This window comes from Curtobacterium sp. MCSS17_006, from assembly GCF_003234215.1.
In the GTDB taxonomy this organism is placed as follows: Bacteria; Actinomycetota; Actinomycetes; order Actinomycetales; family Microbacteriaceae; genus Curtobacterium; species Curtobacterium flaccumfaciens.
Genome location: NZ_QKSO01000004.1, coordinates 222,373 through 241,071, shown reverse-complemented (window position 1 = coordinate 241,071; position 18,699 = coordinate 222,373). Strand labels below are relative to the sequence as shown.

At 72.9% G+C, this 18,699-nt stretch carries 11 protein-coding genes, 1 tRNA gene and 1 rRNA gene; 10 read left to right on the top strand and 3 right to left on the bottom strand.

What is annotated here, in order from left to right:
* The first annotated feature begins 144 nt into the window (after positions 1–144).
* The 10 genes from rrf to DEJ21_RS06295 all read left to right on the top strand — a co-directional run bounded on the left by rrf (position 145) and on the right by DEJ21_RS06295 (position 14,861).
* Positions 145–261, top strand: a 5S ribosomal RNA gene (gene rrf, locus DEJ21_RS06340).
* Between the two features lie 116 nt (positions 262–377).
* The gene (gltX, locus tag DEJ21_RS06335; RefSeq protein WP_111224064.1) at positions 378–1,865 is read left to right on the top strand and encodes a glutamate--tRNA ligase; all 1,488 of its coding nucleotides are present in this window, start codon (positions 378–380) and stop codon (positions 1,863–1,865) included.
* A gap of 6 nt (positions 1,866–1,871) precedes the next feature.
* Positions 1,872–2,903, top strand: a complete 1,032-nt coding sequence (locus tag DEJ21_RS06330) for an NAD(P)/FAD-dependent oxidoreductase (protein ID WP_111224063.1) — start codon at positions 1,872–1,874, stop codon at positions 2,901–2,903.
* Between the two features lie 45 nt (positions 2,904–2,948).
* Positions 2,949–3,020: transfer RNA gene (locus tag DEJ21_RS06325), tRNA-Gln, on the top strand.
* Positions 3,021–3,383: 363 nt separating this feature from the next.
* Positions 3,384–6,149 (top strand): non-ribosomal peptide synthetase, encoded by a 2,766-nt coding sequence (locus DEJ21_RS06320; protein WP_181435802.1) that lies wholly within the window; start codon positions 3,384–3,386, stop codon positions 6,147–6,149.
* Between the two features lie 368 nt (positions 6,150–6,517).
* Positions 6,518–7,447 (top strand): glycosyltransferase family 2 protein, encoded by a 930-nt coding sequence (locus tag DEJ21_RS06315; protein ID WP_111224061.1) that lies wholly within the window; start codon positions 6,518–6,520, stop codon positions 7,445–7,447.
* Positions 7,444–8,409, top strand: coding sequence for a glycosyltransferase family 2 protein (locus tag DEJ21_RS06310; protein WP_111224060.1), 966 nt, complete (start codon positions 7,444–7,446; stop codon positions 8,407–8,409). Before DEJ21_RS06315 ends, DEJ21_RS06310 begins: the two co-directional genes overlap by 4 nt.
* Positions 8,406–11,969, top strand: coding sequence for a glycosyltransferase (locus DEJ21_RS06305; RefSeq protein WP_111224059.1), 3,564 nt, complete (start codon positions 8,406–8,408; stop codon positions 11,967–11,969). Before DEJ21_RS06310 ends, DEJ21_RS06305 begins: the two co-directional genes overlap by 4 nt.
* A 58-nt stretch (positions 11,970–12,027) precedes the next feature.
* Positions 12,028–13,908, top strand: a complete 1,881-nt coding sequence (locus DEJ21_RS06300; RefSeq protein ID WP_181435801.1) for a PIG-L family deacetylase — start codon at positions 12,028–12,030, stop codon at positions 13,906–13,908.
* Positions 13,893–14,861, top strand: a complete 969-nt coding sequence (locus DEJ21_RS06295) for a glycoside hydrolase family 16 protein (protein WP_111224057.1) — start codon at positions 13,893–13,895, stop codon at positions 14,859–14,861. The genes DEJ21_RS06300 and DEJ21_RS06295 overlap by 16 nt, the downstream gene beginning before the upstream one ends.
* A gap of 70 nt (positions 14,862–14,931) precedes the next feature.
* Here the strand turns inward: DEJ21_RS06295 and DEJ21_RS06290 are convergent, their stop codons facing one another.
* From DEJ21_RS06290 to DEJ21_RS06280, 3 genes are read right to left on the bottom strand one after another with little or no spacing between them, the layout of a single operon-like run.
* Positions 14,932–16,143: a glycosyltransferase family 4 protein gene (locus tag DEJ21_RS06290; RefSeq protein ID WP_181435800.1), complete on the bottom strand. Its 1,212-nt coding sequence runs from the start codon at positions 16,141–16,143 to the stop codon at positions 14,932–14,934.
* Positions 16,140–17,645: a lipopolysaccharide biosynthesis protein gene (locus DEJ21_RS06285; RefSeq protein WP_111224055.1), complete on the bottom strand. Its 1,506-nt coding sequence runs from the start codon at positions 17,643–17,645 to the stop codon at positions 16,140–16,142. The genes DEJ21_RS06290 and DEJ21_RS06285 overlap by 4 nt, the downstream gene beginning before the upstream one ends.
* Positions 17,642–18,604 (bottom strand): beta-1,6-N-acetylglucosaminyltransferase, encoded by a 963-nt coding sequence (locus DEJ21_RS06280; protein WP_111224054.1) that lies wholly within the window; start codon positions 18,602–18,604, stop codon positions 17,642–17,644. The genes DEJ21_RS06285 and DEJ21_RS06280 overlap by 4 nt, the downstream gene beginning before the upstream one ends.
* Between the last annotated feature and the right edge of the window lie 95 nt (positions 18,605–18,699).

The window sequence follows — 18,699 nt, the reverse complement described above, 5'->3', positions numbered from 1 at the left end:
TGCACTTGTTGCACGGGCTCGCGTCCACTTTGTGGTTCCCGACAGACGATCGGGAATCGAAACTGAATACACCGCTCTGCCCTCTTCACCGAGAGCAGCAGTCGGAACAGCTTTGAGACCAATGTATGATCTGGTCGAAGGCGTTCCGGTGGTCATAGCGAGAGGGAAACGCCCGGTCACATTCCGAACCCGGAAGCTAAGCCTCTCAGCGCCGATGGTACTGCAAGGGGGACCTTGTGGGAGAGTAGGACGCCGCCGGACTTAACGTAGTAAGAACCAGGGAACCCCTGACCATTCGTGGTCAGGGGTTTTCTGCGTTTGCGGACCGTCAACAGGGCAGGTTGGAGAGACGGACGCCGCGGTAGGGTTGTCGGGTCATGACTGCGCCATTCACCACTGCCTCCGGCTCCGACATCCGCGTCCGCTTCTGCCCGAGCCCGACGGGGACCCCGCACGTGGGGCTCATCCGTACCGCGCTCTTCAACTGGGCCTACGCTCGCCACACCGGCGGCAAGCTCGTGTTCCGCATCGAGGACACCGACGCCGCCCGCGACAGCGAGGAGTCGTACGGGCAGATCCTCGACGCGCTCCGCTGGCTGCGGCTCGACTGGGACGAGGGCGTGGACGCCGGCGGCGAGCACGGACCGTACCGGCAGTCCGAGCGCACCGCGATCTACGACGACGTGATCGCGAAGCTCAAGGAGTCGGGGCACATCTACGAGTCCTTCGTCACGCCGGACGAGATGGAGGCCCGCAACAAGGCGGCCGGTCGTGACCCCAAGCAGGGCTACGACAACCACGAGCGCGACCTGACCGATGCCGAGCGCCAGGCGTTCCGCGACGAGGGCCGCGAGCCGGCGCTCCGTCTGCGGGTCCCCGATCGCGACCTGAGCTTCGACGACCTGGTGCGTGGGGAGATCACCTTCAAGCAGGGCACGTTCCCCGACTTCGTGGTGGTCCGTCCGAACGGCACGCCGCTGTACACGTTCACCAACCCGGTCGACGACGCCCTGATGGGCATCACGCACGTGCTCCGGGGCGAGGACCTGCTGTCGTCGACCCCGCGCCAGATCGCCCTGTACGAGGCGCTGTACGAGATCGGCCTCGCGCCCTCCATCCCCGTGTTCGGACACCTGCCGTACGTGATGGGGGAGGGCAACAAGAAGCTCTCGAAGCGTGACCCCGAGTCGAACCTGTTCCACCACCGCGCCGCCGGCATGATCCCGGAGGGGCTCGTCAACTACCTGGCACTCCTCGGCTGGTCGATCGGGCCCGACCGCGACGTGTTCTCGATCGACGAGATGGTCGCGGCGTTCGACGTCACCGACGTGAACCCGAATCCGGCCCGCTTCGACCACAAGAAGGCCGAGGCGATCAACGGGGACCACATCCGTCTGCTGGCGCCCGAGGACTTCCGGTCGCGTCTGCTGCCGTACCTGTCGGAGTTCATCAGCGACCCGGCGACCCCGGAGCAGCTCGAGGTCCTGACCAAGGCCGCCCCGCTCGTGCAGGAGCGCATGCAGCTGCTCGGCGAGGCGCCGGCGATGCTCGGCTTCCTGTTCACCTCCGACGCCGACCTCGTGGTCGAGGACGACGCGCTGGCCTCGCTCAAGGGCGACACGGCGACGGTCCTGACCGCGAGTACCGCCGCGCTCGAGGGCGTCCAGGACTGGACCACCGAGGCCATCGAGGGTGCGCTCCGTGGGGCCCTCATCGACGAGCTCGGCCTGAAGCCCCGCGTCGCCTTCGGCCCGCTGCGCGTGGCAGTGTCCGGACGCCGGATCAGTCCGCCGCTGTTCGAGTCGATGGAGATCCTGGGCAAGGAGTCCACCCTGACCCGGCTCCGCGCCCTCGCGGCGCGCTGACCGACCGTGAGCAGCACGGAGCACGCCGACCAGGTCGTGCACGACGTCGCGGTCATCGGCGCCGGGCCGGCCGGGCTGAGCGCTGCGCTCAACCTGGTCCGGGCGAAGCGGACCGTGCTTCTCGTCGACGCGAACCGACCCCGGAACGCCGCGACGCTGCGGTCGCACGGGTTCCTGACGCGCGATGGCATCTCGCCGCTCGAACTCCGCAAGCTCGGGCGGACCGAGGTCGAGGGGTACCCGGAGGCGACGGTCGTGCAGTCCGTCGTCGACCTGGTGACCCCGGACCGCGGCACGGACACCTGGCGGGTGCACGGTTCGTGGCGGGGCACCGAGCTCGAGGCCCGGGCCCGGACGGTCGTCGTGGCGACGGGGTTGCGTGAGGAGTTCCCGGCGCTGCCGATGCTGCGTGCGTTCTACGGCACCGCGGTGCACAGCTGCGTCGAGTGCGATGCGTACGACAAGGCCGGGCAGCCGCTCGCGTTCATCTGCGAGACCGACGACGTCGTCGACCGCGCACTGCTCATCGCCGCGTGGACCGACGACCTGATCGTCTACACGAACGGCGTGGCACCGCTCGACGACGCCGGCCGCGCTCGACTGGCGGCCGCCGGGGTCGTCGTGGACGAGCGGGTCGTCGAGGACCTCGAGGGCGATCGCACCGGGATGACCGGTGTCCGGCTCGCCGACGGCCACGTCGAGCCACGGGCCGGCGGGTTCGTCCGACCCGTGTGGCACGCCGACCTCGACTGGCTGCGCACCAGCGCCACCACGAGTCCGAGCGCAACGAGCGGGAACACGGCCGCGAACGGCGACACGCCCGAGGCGCTCGAGGGGCTCCAGCGCGACGCGCAGGGACTCCTCGTGGTCGACCGGGTGGGCCGGACGTCCGTCCCGGGGCTCTACGCCGTGGGAGACGTCACACCTCCCGGGCCGGAGCAGCTCATCGTCGCCGCCGGACACGGAGCCGCGACCGCCGCCGCCGTGCACCGAGACCTGGTGGGTGGTCTTGCGGACCTCCGGGATGCTGTACAGTAATTGATCGTGCCCCGGGTGACCGGGCCAGAAGGCCGACAGGCCTTTTGGGGTATGGTGTAATTGGCAACACAGCGGTTTCTGGTACCGTCGTTCTTGGTTCGAGTCCAGGTACCCCAGCACTCGACGAACAGCCCCCGGGACATCCCGGGGGCTGTTCTCGTTTCCGGGACCTTCTCGTTCCGAGCGTCCTCATCGGCGATGCACGGCGCATCCACGGTCGCGCCACGGCTGATCCGGAGGTTGCGCGGAACCGCACGATCCCCGAGCCGGGCGAGCCGCCGTGCGGAAGGCGCCCACGGCGGTGGACCGGTCGTTCCGGAGTCGTACCGTCCGTGGCGGGCGCAGGCCGCGCCTCCAGGCCGGTTGCGGTTCCCCGCACCGGGCCGGAGCCTGCTCGCGGGCCGGGGGAACGCGGACCTACGGTCGGAGGACCGTCGCGGGAGTCGTGGCGGTCCGCTGCTGAGCACCCGAGGTGTCATCGTGACCTCCGTCGACCCGCTGACGACCGTCGATCCCTGGAACCACCCCGCAGCCGTGCCCGCGGCGGCCGACCACTCCGTACTGGACCGCTGGGACCGCGTGGTGGCGCTCCGGGGCGCCGCCGCCGCGCTCGCGGGGGACGGCCGTCCGTACACCTACGGCGAAGCGGACCGGGCCTCGCGCGCGCTGGCCGCAGCCCTGGCTGTGACGCTCCGACCCGACGACCACAGCGGCGCCGGCGTCGGCGACACCCCGGGCGGGGCATCGAAGCCGGTCGGGCTGATGGCGGGGCAGTCGACCGAGGCCGTGATCGGCATCCTCGCGCTGGTGCGTGCCGGACGGACCGTGGTGGTGCTCGACGACCACCTGCCCGCAGCACGCCTGGCGCACGTGGCCCGGCTCGCCGGCGTCGACGAGGTCGTGGCAGACACCGAGCGTGCGGCGCTGGCCGCCGACGTCGTCGCGGAGCGGGACGGCCGGGTGCACGCACTCGGCGAACTGCTGGACGCGGGCGAACCGGGCGCAGCCCCGTCGGCGGACACCGTCGGCGTGCGCCCCGGCGGGCGGGACCCCTTCGCCATCGTCTTCACCTCCGGCTCGACCGGCATGCCGAAGGGCGTCGTCCTGACGCACCGGCAGCAGATCGCCGATGCCGAACAGGACGCGGTCGCGCTCGGCCTCGGCCCCGGCGACCGGCTCGGTGTCGTCCTGCCGCTGTCCTTCGCCGCCGGGCTCCTGTTCTCGTTCGACACGTTGCTCTGCGGCGGCACCATCGTGCTGCTCGAGCCGCGTGAACTCGGTGTCGAGCGGCTGCTCGGGCGGTTCCGGGAGGACGACGTGAACGTGCTCGTCTGCACCCCGCACCTGCTGCGGTCGATCATCGGGTCGCAGAACGCCCCCGGGTCGCACGGGACCGCAGCCGGGGCCGCACCGGTGCTCGGCGGGCTGCGCTTCCTGATGACCACGGGCGAGTCCGTCACCGGGGCCGACCTCGCCGCGGCCCGACCCCACCTGGACCAGGACACGCTGCTCCTGAACGCCTTCGGCTCGAGCGAGACCGCGTGCGTCGCGTACTGCCCGGTGGCGCCTGGGGAGCCGGTGCCCGAGGGCGTCGTGCCCGCCGGGTGGCCGTTGCCCGGCAAGACGGTCCTCGTGCTCCGTGAGGACGGCAGCCCCGCCGACCCGGGGGAGACCGGCGAGCTCGTCGTCGTCTCCGACGCCCTGACCGCAGGCTACTGGGGCGCGCCGGAGAAGACCGCCGAACGAGCCGGACGCACCGGCGAGGCCGAGGCCGCCGCCAGCATCCCCGTCGGGACCCCGAGCTGGCGGCAGGGCGACCTGGCACGCGTCGACCCCGACGGCCGGCTCGTGCTGCTCGGCCGGTCCGACGACGCCGTGAAGGTCCGTGGCTACCTGGTCGAGCCGAGTGAGGTCGAGGCGGCCCTCCGCGCGGTCCCCGAGGTGCACGACGCGGTCGTGACGGCACAGGTCGACCCCGGTTCCGTCACCCGGCTCGTCGCCTACGTGGTCGGTCGCCCGGGGCACCGCACCCCGGCACCGGGTGCGCTCCGACGGGCGCTCCGTGAGCGGCTGCCCGAGTACATGGTGCCGGCGTCGATCGTGCCGATGACCGAACTGCCGCGGAACGAGCGGGGCAAGGTCGACCGGGCCGAACTCCCCGGGGCGCCGAGCGTCGAGACCGAGATGGTCGAGGGCGAGTACGACCAGTGGGAGCTCGTCGTGGGGCAGATCTGGGCCGAGGTGCTCGGCCTGCGGGGCGTGCACCTCGACGAGGACTTCTCCGCGCTCGGCGGCGACTCGCTGTCCGCCGAGGAGATGCTCGCCGTCGTGCAGGACCGGCTCGGGGTCGACCTACGCTCCTCGGACGTGCTCGAGCACCCGACGCTCCGCGCCTTCGCCCGACGGGTGCGGAGCGGGACGAGCGCGCTGCCGAGCCACCCCGACGTCGTGAAGGTGTCCGAGGCACGCGAGGGCGGCCGTCCGCCGGTGTTCTGCTTCGCCGGCGGCGGTGCCCTGGCACTGACGTTCCTGCCGCTCTCGCGGCACCTGCCCGCACACGACCTGTACGCGTTCCAGCAGCACGCCCTCGAGCGCCGTGGGATGCCGGACTGGAACATCGAGCGGAGCGCCCGCCGCTACCTCGCCCTGATGCGCATCGTGCAGCCCCGTGGCCCCTACCTGCTCGTCGGGCACTCGCTCGGCGGACTCGTCGCGCTCGAGATCGCCCGGCTCCTGACCGAGAGCGGCGAGCAGGTGGAGCACGTCGTGCTGCTCGACACCTACCTGCCCCGCACGAAGTCCGAACAGGCCCGCCTGCACTTCGGCCGGATGGAGCCACGCGACCAGCCGAACACCGCCGTCCGGGCCGTGCAGCGGGGGCTCGACCGGGCCGTCAGGCGGGTCCTGCCCGCGGGTGTGCCGTACGGGGCGCAGCTCGCCAAGCGGCTCCGCGCGTACACCGCCGGCGTGCTGCGACACGGCGGGCAGAAGGACTTCGACGCCTTCTTCGACCAGGCCGAGATCGTCACCAGGCGCCACCACGCGACGCCGTTCCACGGGCGCGCCACCTACGTGCTCGCCGACGCCAACCCCGATGCGGCCGGGTGGTCCGCCCTGCTGCGCGGGCCCACCGAGATGGTGCGGATCGCGAGCGAGCACACGTCGCTGCTGCGGGAACCGCACGTCGCCGAGCTCGCGGTCGCGCTGCGGGCCGCCTTCGAGACGGCGGACGTGCCGCAGGTCTGAGACCGGCCCACGAGCGGACGGGAGGCGCGGTGCCGGGTGGCACCGCGCCTCCCGTCCGCTCGTCCTGCGTCCACCACCCGCCGGCCGCCGTACCGGACCGCCAACCTGCACGAGGGTTGCGGGTTTCCGTATCCGCACCCGGGTGTCCGCAAGGGACCGCACCGCGCATTGACCCTCCCGCTGGCCACGGCGATGGTTGGAACCGCGGGGGAGAGTACCCACTCACCCGCGGCAAGCAGGCGGCGTCGTACCCGCGTCCCGCTGCTCGACCGACGACGGTCACCGTCGCCGGTGCGTCATCCGAGGACGCGCCGCTCGTCTCGACGAGCCACCACCCGACAGCAACCCTGACCCGACAGGACCGCGCCATGCCCGCACGTACCGTTCGCCCTGCAGACCCGAGGGTCTCCGTCGTCATCCCGGCACGGAACGAGGCCCGCAACCTCGAGATCATCCTCCCGAAGCTCCCGCCCGTGTACGAGGTGATCCTGGTCGACGGCAACTCCGTCGACGACACCATCGCCGCCGCCCAGCGCGTGATGCCCGACATCCGCGTCGTGCACCAGACCCGCAAGGGCAAGGGCAACGCCCTGGCCTGCGGCTTCGAGGCGGTCACCGGCGACATCGTCGTCATGTTCGACGCCGACTGCTCCGCGGACCCCGACGAGATCCCGCGGTTCGTCCAGGCACTCGTCGACGGCGCCGACGTCGCGAAGGGCACCCGGTACTCGCTCGGCGGTGGCAGCGACGACATCACGATCGTCCGGAACATGGGCAACCGCGGCCTGAACATGCTCTGCAACATCATCCTCGGCACCCGCTACAGCGACCTCTGCTACGGCTACAACGCCTTCTGGGCGGACGTCCTGCCGGAGATCGGTCTGCTGTCGTCCGAGCTGCCGAGGCCGGCCGACGGTTCGATGCTGTGGGGCGACGGGTTCGAGATCGAGACCGTCCTGACCTGCCGCTGGTCGGCCGCCGAGCTCGCGATCACCGAGGTGCCGAGCCACGAGAAGCTCCGGGTGCACGGTTCCAGCAACCTCAACGCCGTGACCGACGGCATCCGCGTGCTGAAGTCGATCATGCACGAGCGTCGTCGCGCCGCCATCGGCCGTGCCGAGGTCCGTCGCGCGGCGATGAGCGTCGTCCCGCCGGCCGAGCAGCTCGCCGCGCCGGCTGCTGCGCCCGTCGCTGTGACGCCAGTCGGTGCGTCCGTCGCGACCCCCGTCGCCGCGTCCGCCGTCGCCGGGGCAGCCGTCGTCGCGTCCGTCGTCGCCCTCGAGGAGGACGTCGCGTGACGACCGTCGCGGTCGTCATCTGCGCCTACACCCAGCAGCGCTGGGGTGACCTGCAGGACAGCGTCGAGTCGGCCAAGCGCCAGCCCGAGGCCCCCGAGGTCGTGGTCGTCATCGACCACGAGCCCGAGCTCCTGGCCCGCGCCGCCGCGCGCTGGCCGGAACTCCGGGTCGTCCCGAACACCGAGGACCGCGGACTCTCCGGGGCCCGGAACACCGGTGTCGCCCTGACCGACGCCGACGTCGTCGCGTTCCTGGACGACGACGCCACCGCGGACCCCGACTGGCTCGGGCACATGCTCACCGCGCTCGAGGACCCCGACGTCGTCGGTGTCGGCGGTCGTGCCACGCCGTCCTGGCCGACCGCGACCGGCCCCGGCCCGTACGCCGACGAACTGCTCTGGATCGTCGGGTGCTCGTACCGCGGGCTGCCCGAGACCCCGGGTGACGTCCGCAACGTCATCGGATCGAGCATGGCGTTCCGCCGCGACGCGATCCTGCTCGCTGGCGGTTTCCGCTCCGGCATCGGCCGCGTCGGCAACCAGCCGCTCGGCTGCGAGGAGACCGAACTCTGCATCCGCATCGCCCAGGCCCGTCCCGGCGCGCGGATCCGGCAGGAACCGCGCTCGAACGTCTCGCACCGGGTCTCGCCGGACCGTGTGACGATGCGCTACCTGCGCCGCCGCAGCTACTACGAGGGCATCTCGAAGGCCGTGCTGAGCCGTCGGGTCGGCACCGGCGACTCGCTCGCCAGCGAGTCGACCTACCTGACCCGGGTGATCCCGGGCGCCGTGCTGCGCGAACTGCGCCACGTCGGTCGTGGCGGAGGACTGCGGGCGTACGCCATCGCGCTCTCCGTCGTCTCGACGGTCGCGGGCTACGCCGTCGGCCGGGTCCTCGGCACCGTCGTCGTGCGGACCCCGCCCGCACCCGCACCGCTCCCGCAGCCGGTGGGCACACCGTGACCCGCGCGACCCTGGCGATGGTCCTCTCGCCGGTCGTGACCGGGCCGCTCGTCCCCACCTGGGACGGCGCGCTCTGGGTCGGCGAGGTCGACCGTGCCGACGTGCACGCGTCGAGCCACCGGGACGTCATCGCCCTGCAGGGATCCGCCGGGTACGGGCGTGCCCGCCTGCTCGTCCGCGACCACGGCGAGCCCCTCGGCTTCGTCGAGGCCGAGATCACCGAACGCCGTCGCATCGGCGGCACCATCGACGTCCGTGCGCTCCTGCGCGCGATCCGGCCCATGCCGGCACCCGAGCGTCGGCCGGCAGCAGGTCTGGTGCTGCCGTCCGTCACCGTGGTGCTCTGCACGGACGGCGCCGCCGGCACGACCATGCGGTCGGTGCTCGCGAACGGGCACCCCGACTTCGACGTCGTCGTCGTCTCGCACGGCGCCGACGACGGCGGGGTGGCGACGGTCGACATCAGCGGACGTCGCGTCACCACCATCCCGGCGCCCGAGGGCGGCCTCGCCGCCGCGCGGAACGCCGGCCTGCTCGTCGCGACCGGCGACGTCGTCGCGTTCGTGGACGAGGGTGCCGTCGTGGACGGCGACTGGATCGCCGCCATCGCCCGTGCCTTCGCGGCCGACCCCGACGTGGCCTGCGTCACCGGGCTCGTGCCGAGTGCCGAGCTCCGGACGCCGGCGCAGCGCTGGCACGACGACCGCACCCCCGGTGGGCGGACCGTCCACCGGCGGGTGTTCCGGCTCGACGACCCGGTCGACGACCTCCCGCTGCACCCCTTCGCCGCCTCGGCCTACGGCACCGGCGCGAACCTCGCCGTGCACCGCGCGACCGCGCTCCGGATCGGCGGGTTCGACACCGCCTTCGGTCCCGGCACCCGCGTCGGCGGCGGCGACGACCTCGACCTCTTCACACGACTGCTGTTCGCCGGATCCGCGATCGCCGTCGAACCGGCCGCGATCGCGTGGCAGCGATCGGCGGACGACGTCGCGTCGCTCCGCGCCGCCGCTGCCGCGCACGGCCACGGACTCGGAGCCTGGATGACCAAGAACGCACTCGACCGCGACACGCTGACCGCCTCGGTGGACGCGGCGCCGGAGGCCATCAGCGCCTTCGCACGCCTCGGCCTCGAGCAGGGCGACGACGCTGCCGACGCTGCTCCGGCGAACGGCCACGGGACGGGCGCCGCGCGTGACGCGGACACCGTCGACGCCGTCGACGCGGAGTTCGCGGCGACGAAGCGCCGGTTGCGTCGCGTCGAGCGGCGATCCGTGCTCACCGCACCGGTCCTGGCGCTCCGCGAACGCATGGGCGGCGCGGGGACGATCGACCGGACGGCGCACGGTCGCCACGAGCTGCAGCGCGGCCTCGACACCGCGGGGCCGGCACGACCGACCCCGGGCGGCGCGATGAGCCCGGTGGCCCGACTCGGCGCCGCCGCGATCGTCGTGCTGACGCTCGTGCTGGCCGCCGTCGGCAGCGTCGTCGAGTTGCCCACGCTGCGGGCGAGCGCCGTCGCGGTCTTCCTGTTCGCGCTGCTCGGGGTCGCCCCGATGCTGCTCGTCCGTCCGATGTCCCTCGCACGGTTCGCCGTCCTCGCCGTCACCGGGTCGCTCGTCGGCACGATCGGCATCGGCTACACCATGGCGACCTTCCACATCTGGGCGCCGACGGTCCCCTTCGTCGGTGTCGTCGTGCTCACCGCGGCGGCGCTCGTCGTCTCGGTGCCGCGTGACCTGGCGGAGCTCCGTCGCGCCGGCCTCGTGCACCGGGAGACCGCTCGGCCCCGGTGGAGCACGACCGCCACGGTGACGGCGCTCTCGCTCGGCGGGCTCGTCGTGGTGGTCGTCGCCGCGCTCACCCACATGGGCGACCCGGTGCCCGCCGGACTGTTCGGCTCGCTCGGCCCCGGCCTGGTCGTCGGCCTGGTGCTCGTCGTCGCCGCGGCGGTCATCGCCCTGGTCCGCGGCCGCGCGCTCGCCGTGCCCGTCGTCGTGCTCGGCGGCGTCGTGCAGCTCGCCCAGGCGATCACGTACGGCGTGCCCACCGTGACCGCCGCCGCGAGGCACATCGGTGTCGTCGAGTACATCCGCCAGTTCGGTGGGACCAACCCGTCGGCCGACATCTTCCAGACCTGGTCCGGCCTGTTCGCCGGCGCCGCATGGGTCGCCGACGTCGGGGGCATCGTCAACACGATCCTCATCGCCGCGTGGGTGCCGGTCCTGCTCGCCTTCAGCACGACCATCGCGGTCGGCGTGCTCGCGGCGCACTGGTTGCCCGGCGCCCGTCGGCCGTGGATCGCAGCGCTGCTGACCGCGATGACCGGTTCGCTCAACACCACGTACTTCTCGCCGCAGTCGACCGGCATCCTGATGTCGATCGTGATCCTCGTGCTCGCCACCGGACCGCTGCGCGACGCCGCCGCCACCACCGCCGACGGCTCCGTCGCCGCCAAGCCGCGGGCACGGCGCGTGGGGCTCTCGCGGATCGTCGCGATCACCCTCATCGGCATCGTGCTCGCCGTGACCCACCAGATCTCGCCGTACCTGACGGTCGCCGCACTCGTCACGCTCATCGTGTTCCGGATGCTCCGCCCCTGGTGGCTGCCCGCCGTCGTGCTCGTGCCGGCGGTGGTCTTCGCCGCGCTGAACGGCGACATCCTCGGGCGGTTCCTGTCGCTCGCGGCGGTCGGACGCGTGCTCGACAACGTGCAGCCGCCCGCGCACGACATGACGGTCCTGCCGAAGCCGCTCGTCACGCGTCTGGCGTTCGACATCCCGGCAGCCGCGCTCGTGGTGCTCGGGCTCATCGCCGTGCTGACGGTGCTGATGCGGCGCGACCGGACGCACTGGGCGCTCCTCGCCACCGCCGCGAGCCCGATCTCGCTGCTCGTCGCCACGAACTACGGCCAGGAGGGCGTCTTCCGCGTCGTGCTCTTCGCGACGCCGTGGATCGCGATCCTGGCGGCGGCGCTCCCGATGCCCGCCGGTCGGTTCGCCCCGGCCGGGGCGGTCCTGCAGCGCGCGATGCGTCCGTCCGCGGTGCGGTTCGCGGTCGCCGGAGCAGCGGTGGCGGCGCTCGTCGCGATCGGTGCGTTCGGACAGACCTCGCTCGACTGGAACCGCGTCATGACCCGGAGCCAGTCGGCGGCGACGCAGTACTACGACCGCACGGCACCCGCGGGCTCCGTGATGCTGCTCACCGGGTCGGCCAACGCCGTCCCGAGCAACACCGGAGCACGGTACTTCGACGTGGGCTACCTGTCCCGCGAAGCGCTCGGCCCGTACCCGGACCCGACCGGCGGCTACGACGCCGAGTCGGACCTGTCGAACGTGACGCGGGAGCTCGTCGTGAACTGGTCGGCCACCGGCTACTACGCCCTGGTCGCGGAGCCCTTCGGCGCCTACGACGAGCGGTACGGCTACCAGAGCGACGCCGACTACCAGGAGCTCGCCGCCGCCATGGCGTCCTCGCCCTACTGGAAGCGGGTCTGGTCGTCGGGGACGACCGCGATGTACGAGCTGACGACGGAGGGCCTGCGCCATGCGACCGACTGAACCGACCTCCGACAGACCGCGACGGACGCGACGGGCCACCGTCGCGTCCGTCGCGGGCGTGCTCGCCACCGTGCTCGCCGTGCTGGTCGCGTCGAACCTCGCCGTCCAGCCGGCCGCGGCTGCGGCTGCGGACTGCAGCGCCGGGCGGGTGCTCAACGTCGTCGCCCACCCCGACGACGACCTGCTCTTCCAGGGCACGGACCTGCGGAAGGACATCGAGGCGGGGCGCTGCGTGCGCTCCGTCATCGTCACGGCCGGCGACGCCGGCAAGCCCGACTGGTACTGGCAGGAACGCCAGGTCGGGCTGATGGCCGCCTACGCGAGCATGGCGGGCGTCGACCCGGCGTCGACGACCGGCTCCACGACGGTCGCCGGACGGACCCTGCTCACCGAGACCCTGACCGCCGACCCGCGGATCAGCCTGGTCTTCATGGACCTGCCGGACGGCAACGTCGAGGGCAACGGCTTCTGGGCGAACGGCTACGAGAGCCTCCAGCGCCTGTACACGGGCGACATGGACACGCTGCACACCGTCGCGGATGCCCCGCACGCCGCCACGTACACGCTCGCGCAGCTCCGGGCGACGCTGCAGGGGATCGTGCAGGACTTCGCACCGACGGACATCCACACCCTCGACCACGAGGGCGAGTACGGCGACGGGGACCACAGCGACCACCACACGGTCGCGTACCTGACCGACCAGGTGCAGCAGCAGTACACCGGCGCGCACGGCTTCACCGGGTACATGGGGTACCCGATCGCCGACCGTCCGGCGAACCTGACGACGGCCGAGACCCAGGCGAAGGCCGACGCGTTCTTCACCTACGCCGCGCACGACAGTGAGACCTGCGCCTCGTACGAGGCCTGCTCGGCTCGACCCGAGACCTCGTGGCTCAGCCGGCAGTACACCGCAGGCTCGCCCGTGCCGACGGACCCCACCGACCCCACGGACCCGACCCCCGCACACAAGGACGTGACGGGTGCGGCGTCGGTGACGGCGAGTGCGGAGAACCCGGCTGATGGTCAGACGGCCGTGAAGGCGGTCGACGGTGTGGTGAGCGGGTACCCGGATGCGCCGACGGCGGAGTGGGTTGCGCCGTCCGGTCGTGCGGGGACCTGGATCCAGCTCGGGTGGGCGGGGGCGACGGCGTTGGACGCGGTCGACCTCGCTGATCGGCCGAACGCAGTGGACCAGGTGCTGGGTGGGACGTTGACGTTCTCGGACGGCTCGAGTGTGACGGTGCCGGCGTTGCACAACGGTGGTGCGGTGCAGCGGATCACGTTCGCGGCGCGCAGTGTCACGTGGGTGCGGTTCACGGTGACCTCGGTCAGTGGCGGGACGCAGAACGTCGGACTCGCCGAGATCCGCGCGTTCTCCCCGGCGAGCAGCGGCGGTACGACCCCGACGCCGACGCCGACGCCGACGCCGACGCCGACGCCGACGCCGACCCCGACCCCTACTCCGACGCCCACGCCTACGCCGACCCCCACGCCGACCCCGACGCCCACTCCGGGCCTGCGGGACGTCACCGGCTCGGCCACCCCGACGGCGATCGCCGACAACCCGGCCGACGGCCAGACCGTCGCGAAGGCCGTCGACGGCGTGGTGTCCGGCCACCCGGTCGACCACACCGCCGAGTGGGCCGTGCCCTGGGGACGGACCGGCATCTGGATCCAGCTCGACTGGGCCGCTCCGGTCGCGCTCCAGCGCATCGTCCTGCACGACCGTCCGAACAGCGACGACCAGATCACGAGCGGCACGCTGACGTTCTCGGACGGCAGCCAGGTCGCCGTGGGCGAGCTCCCCAACGACGGCAGCGCCCGGACGGTCGACTTCACCGCCCGCAACGTCACCTGGGTGCGGTTCACCACCACCGGGGTGTCGAACAGCACGATCAACGTCGGTCTCTCGGAGGTCCGCGCATGGACAGCTGGATGACCCCGGACGATGACGGCCCCCGCCCCGTCGCCGAGCAGTCGGCCGCCGCGCACGGCGCCCCGCCCGCGCACGGCCTCGGCACCTCCCGTCACCGCACCCCGCTCCGGACACGGGGACGACGGGTCGCGATCGTGGCCGCCGCCCTGGTGGTCGCGGTCGGTGCCGTCGCCGCGGCGACCACCGGCACGACCTCCGTCGGCCCCGGCCCCAGCGGGGTCGCGATGCCGACCGGCGACGGGGACGGCTGGAAGCGGGTGTTCTCCGAGGACTTCGACGAGTCCGCCCCGTCCGGCGGGTTCGAGGCGGCCTACGACGACCGGTTCACCGTCTACCACGGCTTCGCGGACACCGCGGGGACCGGTCGGTACCAGGCGTCCACGCTGAGCGCCCACGACGGGATGCTCGACATGCACCTCCGCACGACGAAGGCGGGCACCCCGCTCGCCGGCGGGGTCGTGCCGCTCGTCGACGGACGATGGGGCGGACAGACCTCCGGCCGGTACAGCATCCGGATGAAGAGCGACGAGGTCGACGGCTACGGGGTGGCGGTGCTGCTCTGGAGCGACGAGAACGTCTGGGCGCACGGCGAGATCGACTTCCCCGAGGGTGCGCTCGGTGCGCCCGCCTGGCTCAACGTGCACTGCCTGGTCGACCCGGCCGAGAAGTGCGTCCACCACGAGACCGACGCGTCGCTGGCCGACTGGCACACGTACACGATCGAGTGGACGCCGTCGCGGATGTCGTTCCTGGTCGACGACGAGGTCGTCGGGAGCACCACACAGGACATCCCCGTGGAGCGCATGCACCTGGTCGTGCAGACGGGATCCCTCGAGGGCCTGCCGCCCCGGGACGCCGCCGGGTCGTTGCTGGTCGACTGGATGACGATCGACGTGCCCGCGGACGGCGAGAGCCCCCGGGCCACGCTGCCGTCCACGGACCCCACCGCCGGCTGACGCCGCCGAGCCCGGCGCAGATCGACGCCGCCGCAGCCAGGCGCGCACGGACGACGCGGGCCCGGTCCGGTCAGCGCCGGGCGTGTGCCAGCAGCGCCTGCAGCAGCGCGCGCACGTGCGGCTCGCGCCCGTAGCGGTCACGCACCCACGCGCGGCACCGGGCGGCGAGGGACGGGTCGAGCTCGGCGTCGTCGAGGGTGTCGAGCAGCTTCTCCGCCAGTGCGTCGGCGTCGGCCGGGTCGACGGTGTACCGCGCCCAGTCACCGGACAGGATCTCCCCGGTGCCGCCCGATGCGGCCGCGACGACCGGACGGCCGGCGGACATCGCCTCGACCACGACCCGGCCGAAGCCCTCGGGCTCGATGGACGGCGCCACCACGACGTCGGCGGCGTGCAGGAGCGGGACGACGTCGTCCCGCTCGGGGAGCACGAGCACGGAACCGGCGGGGAGCGCGTCGATCGCGGCGTGCACGGCGTCGGCTTCCTCCGGGTACAGGGCACCGGCCAGCACGAGGAGCGGTGCGGGCGCCGTGTGACCGGCCACGGGGGGAGTGGTGACCGGCACGCGTGCCGCAGCGGCCGTGCGGACGCGACCCCATGCCTCCAGGAGGGCGAGCACGCCCTTCGACCGGGTGAGCCGACCGTAGTACAGCACCGTCGGGGTGTCCTCGGCGATGCCGAGTGCCGCGCGGGCGTCGTGCACGGATGCCGGGGTCGCGGCCGGGAACGCGTCGGTGTCGACGCCGTTCGGCACGATCGTGATGCGGTCCGTCGGCACGCCGGAGGCCGCCCAGGCGCGCGCCATCGCGTGCGAGACGGCGAAGTAGCGGGTGCGGCCGCCGGCGATCGGTCCGAGCCGCCGGTAGTTCGGCGCGTGGTGCAGGTGCACCGCGAGCGGGATGCCGGAGACGAGCGACGCGACGCGGCCGAACGGCAGGTACTCGGGGCGGTTCAGCCAGAGGACGTCGAGGTGCGACCGTCGGATCCGCAGCCCCTCGCGGGCGAAACGCCAGGCGTCGCGGAGAGCGGTCGTGATGCCGAACCGGTAGTCGGTTGCCTCCACCAGGCGCACGCCCATCGCTTCGTAGGGCGGCGGGCCCTCGGCGGCGCGCGGGGACTGGGCGTTCCGGTGCCAGACCTCGACCTCGTGGCCGGCGGCGACGAGCTCGCGGGTGTCCTCGAGCACGCAGCGTTCGAGTCCGCCGGTGATGGCGAGTCCGGTCACCAGCACGCCGACGCGGAGTCGGCGGGTGCCGTCGGTTGCAGTCTGTCGCGGTCTCACGAGACACCACCCCTTGCGGTCTTCAGTCGGCGGAGGAACCAGGGGAGGCAGGCGACCACCCCGGCGACGCGGACCCAGTTCCAGAGCACGTCCTGCGGCAGGAGCAGGGACGCGGCGGCCACGACGAGCGCGGCGAGGGTCGTCAGGACGATCCGGGCTCCCGGTCCGCGCCACTCGCGGCGATCGGGCAGGGCCAGCAACTGCATGGCGGCCAGGATCGCGTAGGCGACGACGGTGGCGAGGCCCGCGCCGGCGATGCCGAGCACGGGCACGAGCACGAGGTTCGCGCCGATGTTCACGGCGCCGGCGATCGCGGCGATCACCCCGACGGCGACACCGCGGCGTTCGACCAGCAGCAGGCGTCCGGTCGCGCCGCTGGCGACGACGGGGAACGCGGTGATCGCGACGACGAAGACGACGACCGAGAGCTCCTGCACGCGGTACGACGCCGGGGCGAGGATCGGCAGCGCGACCGGTGACACCAGGGTCACGGCGAGCAGGACCGGTCCGAGCATCTTGTACAGCTCGTCGCGGGAGTGCATCGCGAGCTGTCGGCGGGCGACCGGGTCGCGGAGGGCGGCGAAGTGCGGCGCCCAGGCCTGGTTCGTGAAGGTCAGGAGCAGGATGACGGCCGAGCCGACGACGTAGGCGATCTGGTAGCGGGCCACCTCGTCCGGGCCGAGCAGCCGCTGGACGACGATCCGGTCGCCGGCGTTCAGCACGAAGTACGACAGGTTGCCGAGGGCGATCGGCACGCCGAGGCGGAACGCCCGGGCGGTGGTCCTGCGGTCGAACAGGCCGGCGAGACGCGGGCGGGTCGCCGCGATGCCGATGACCATCGCCACGCCCTGGGCGACGACGCCGCCCCACGCGTAGGTGGTCGCGTCGGCCTGCACCCAGGTGAGGAGCCCGAGGCCGATGACCGAGCCGCCGATCGAGGACAGCAGGCTCGTGACCGCGAAGACCCGGATGCGGTCCTGGGCGACGAGCAGCGCGAGGGAGATCTGCACGATGGCGGCCGGGCCGGTCCAGAGCACCGCGACGAGGAGCAGCGGGTGGTTGCCGACGAACCCGGCGGCGTCGGCCCAGACCGGGATCGTGGTGAGCGCGGCGACGGTGACGATGATCGCGGTGACCATGCCGACGGCGAGCAGGCCGCGCGCCCGGCGGTCGTCGCCGTCCTCGGCCCGCTGCAGCACCGACGCCTGGTCGATGCCGAGCACGGCCAGCACGACGAGCGCCTGGTACAGGGCGATGGCCGAGGCGAGGACGCCGAACTCGGCCGGGGGCATGAGGTGTGCGAGCACCGGGGAGATGAGCGACGAGACGACGAGCTGCATCGACCAGACGACGACGTACAGCAGGCCGCGGCCGAACAGGACGGAGGCGCCCTTCCGCACGGCGACCGACCCGGTGTCGAGCGACTCGGGCACGGCGGCGACGGGGACGGGTGCCTCGCGCGCTGCGCGGGCCTCGCGGCGGGTCTGCGGGGGGAAGCTCACGGTGCGACCACCGCTGCCGCATCCTGCCGCGCCGACGCGGGCACCGACGCCGACGCCGACCCCGACCCCGTCGCCGCGCCCTGGCGTAGCCCGAAGGCAGCGTCCACGACGTCGAGCAGGTCACCGCTCCGGTCGGTCGAGAACTTCCGCGCGAACAGGTGCTGCACCTCGACGTCCGCGTCCGTCCGACGCTCGAGCAGCTGCCCCGCGTCGGCGACGGTCAACCACGGCGGGCTCTTCCGCGCGGTGCCGTCCCACCCGATCCACCAGAGCGGCTGGGAGACGTGCTCGTCGGCGAACCCCGGTGTCAGCGACGGCGAGTTGAGCACCGACGGCACGAAGGTCTCGTCGGCGACCCAGGTGCGCTGCCAGAACCGGACCAGGTCGGGGCGCTGGTCGACGGTGTCCACGACCGCGGCGGCGTGCCGACGGGCGAGGACCTTGAGCTGCGAGCCCCCGGCGAAGGAGACCTTCGCCGGCACGCGGCGGGGGACCGGCAGCCGGAGCATGTGCTTGCGCCACGCCCAGTGCCGGAACCGGATGCGGGAGATGCCGCCGTCACGGCCCCACGGTGCGAACGGCAGCGGGTTGACCGAGATGAACGACTCCTCGCGGTGGGACTCGAGCAGGGCCGTGATCTCGGTGGGGTTCGCGAGCGGGTAGTCGCTGCCGGTCAGCACGGCCACGTGCGAGGCGTCGGTCTCGGCCAGGGCGGCCCGGTAGCCGGACACCTCGGCGGCGACGTTCTCCCAGCGGGCCCAGCCGGTCCGGATGCGGGGGAGCAGCCGGACGCGGTCCGGCAGCCCGTCGGTCATGGCGCGGAACACCGTCTCGGGGGTGCGCGCGTCGCAGTGCAGGAACACCGGGAACGGGTCGAGCGCCTCGACGAGTCGGCGCACGTGTGCCGGGTCCTCGTGGGCGAGGACGATGCACGCGGGAACCGCGGGGGAGATGGCCATGGACGCGACGCTAACCGCGCCGTTCCGGGGCCGACAAGGCGACCCGTGCCCGTCTGCGGGGAAGCGGCGGTTTCCCGCACCGCCCCCGATCGGTC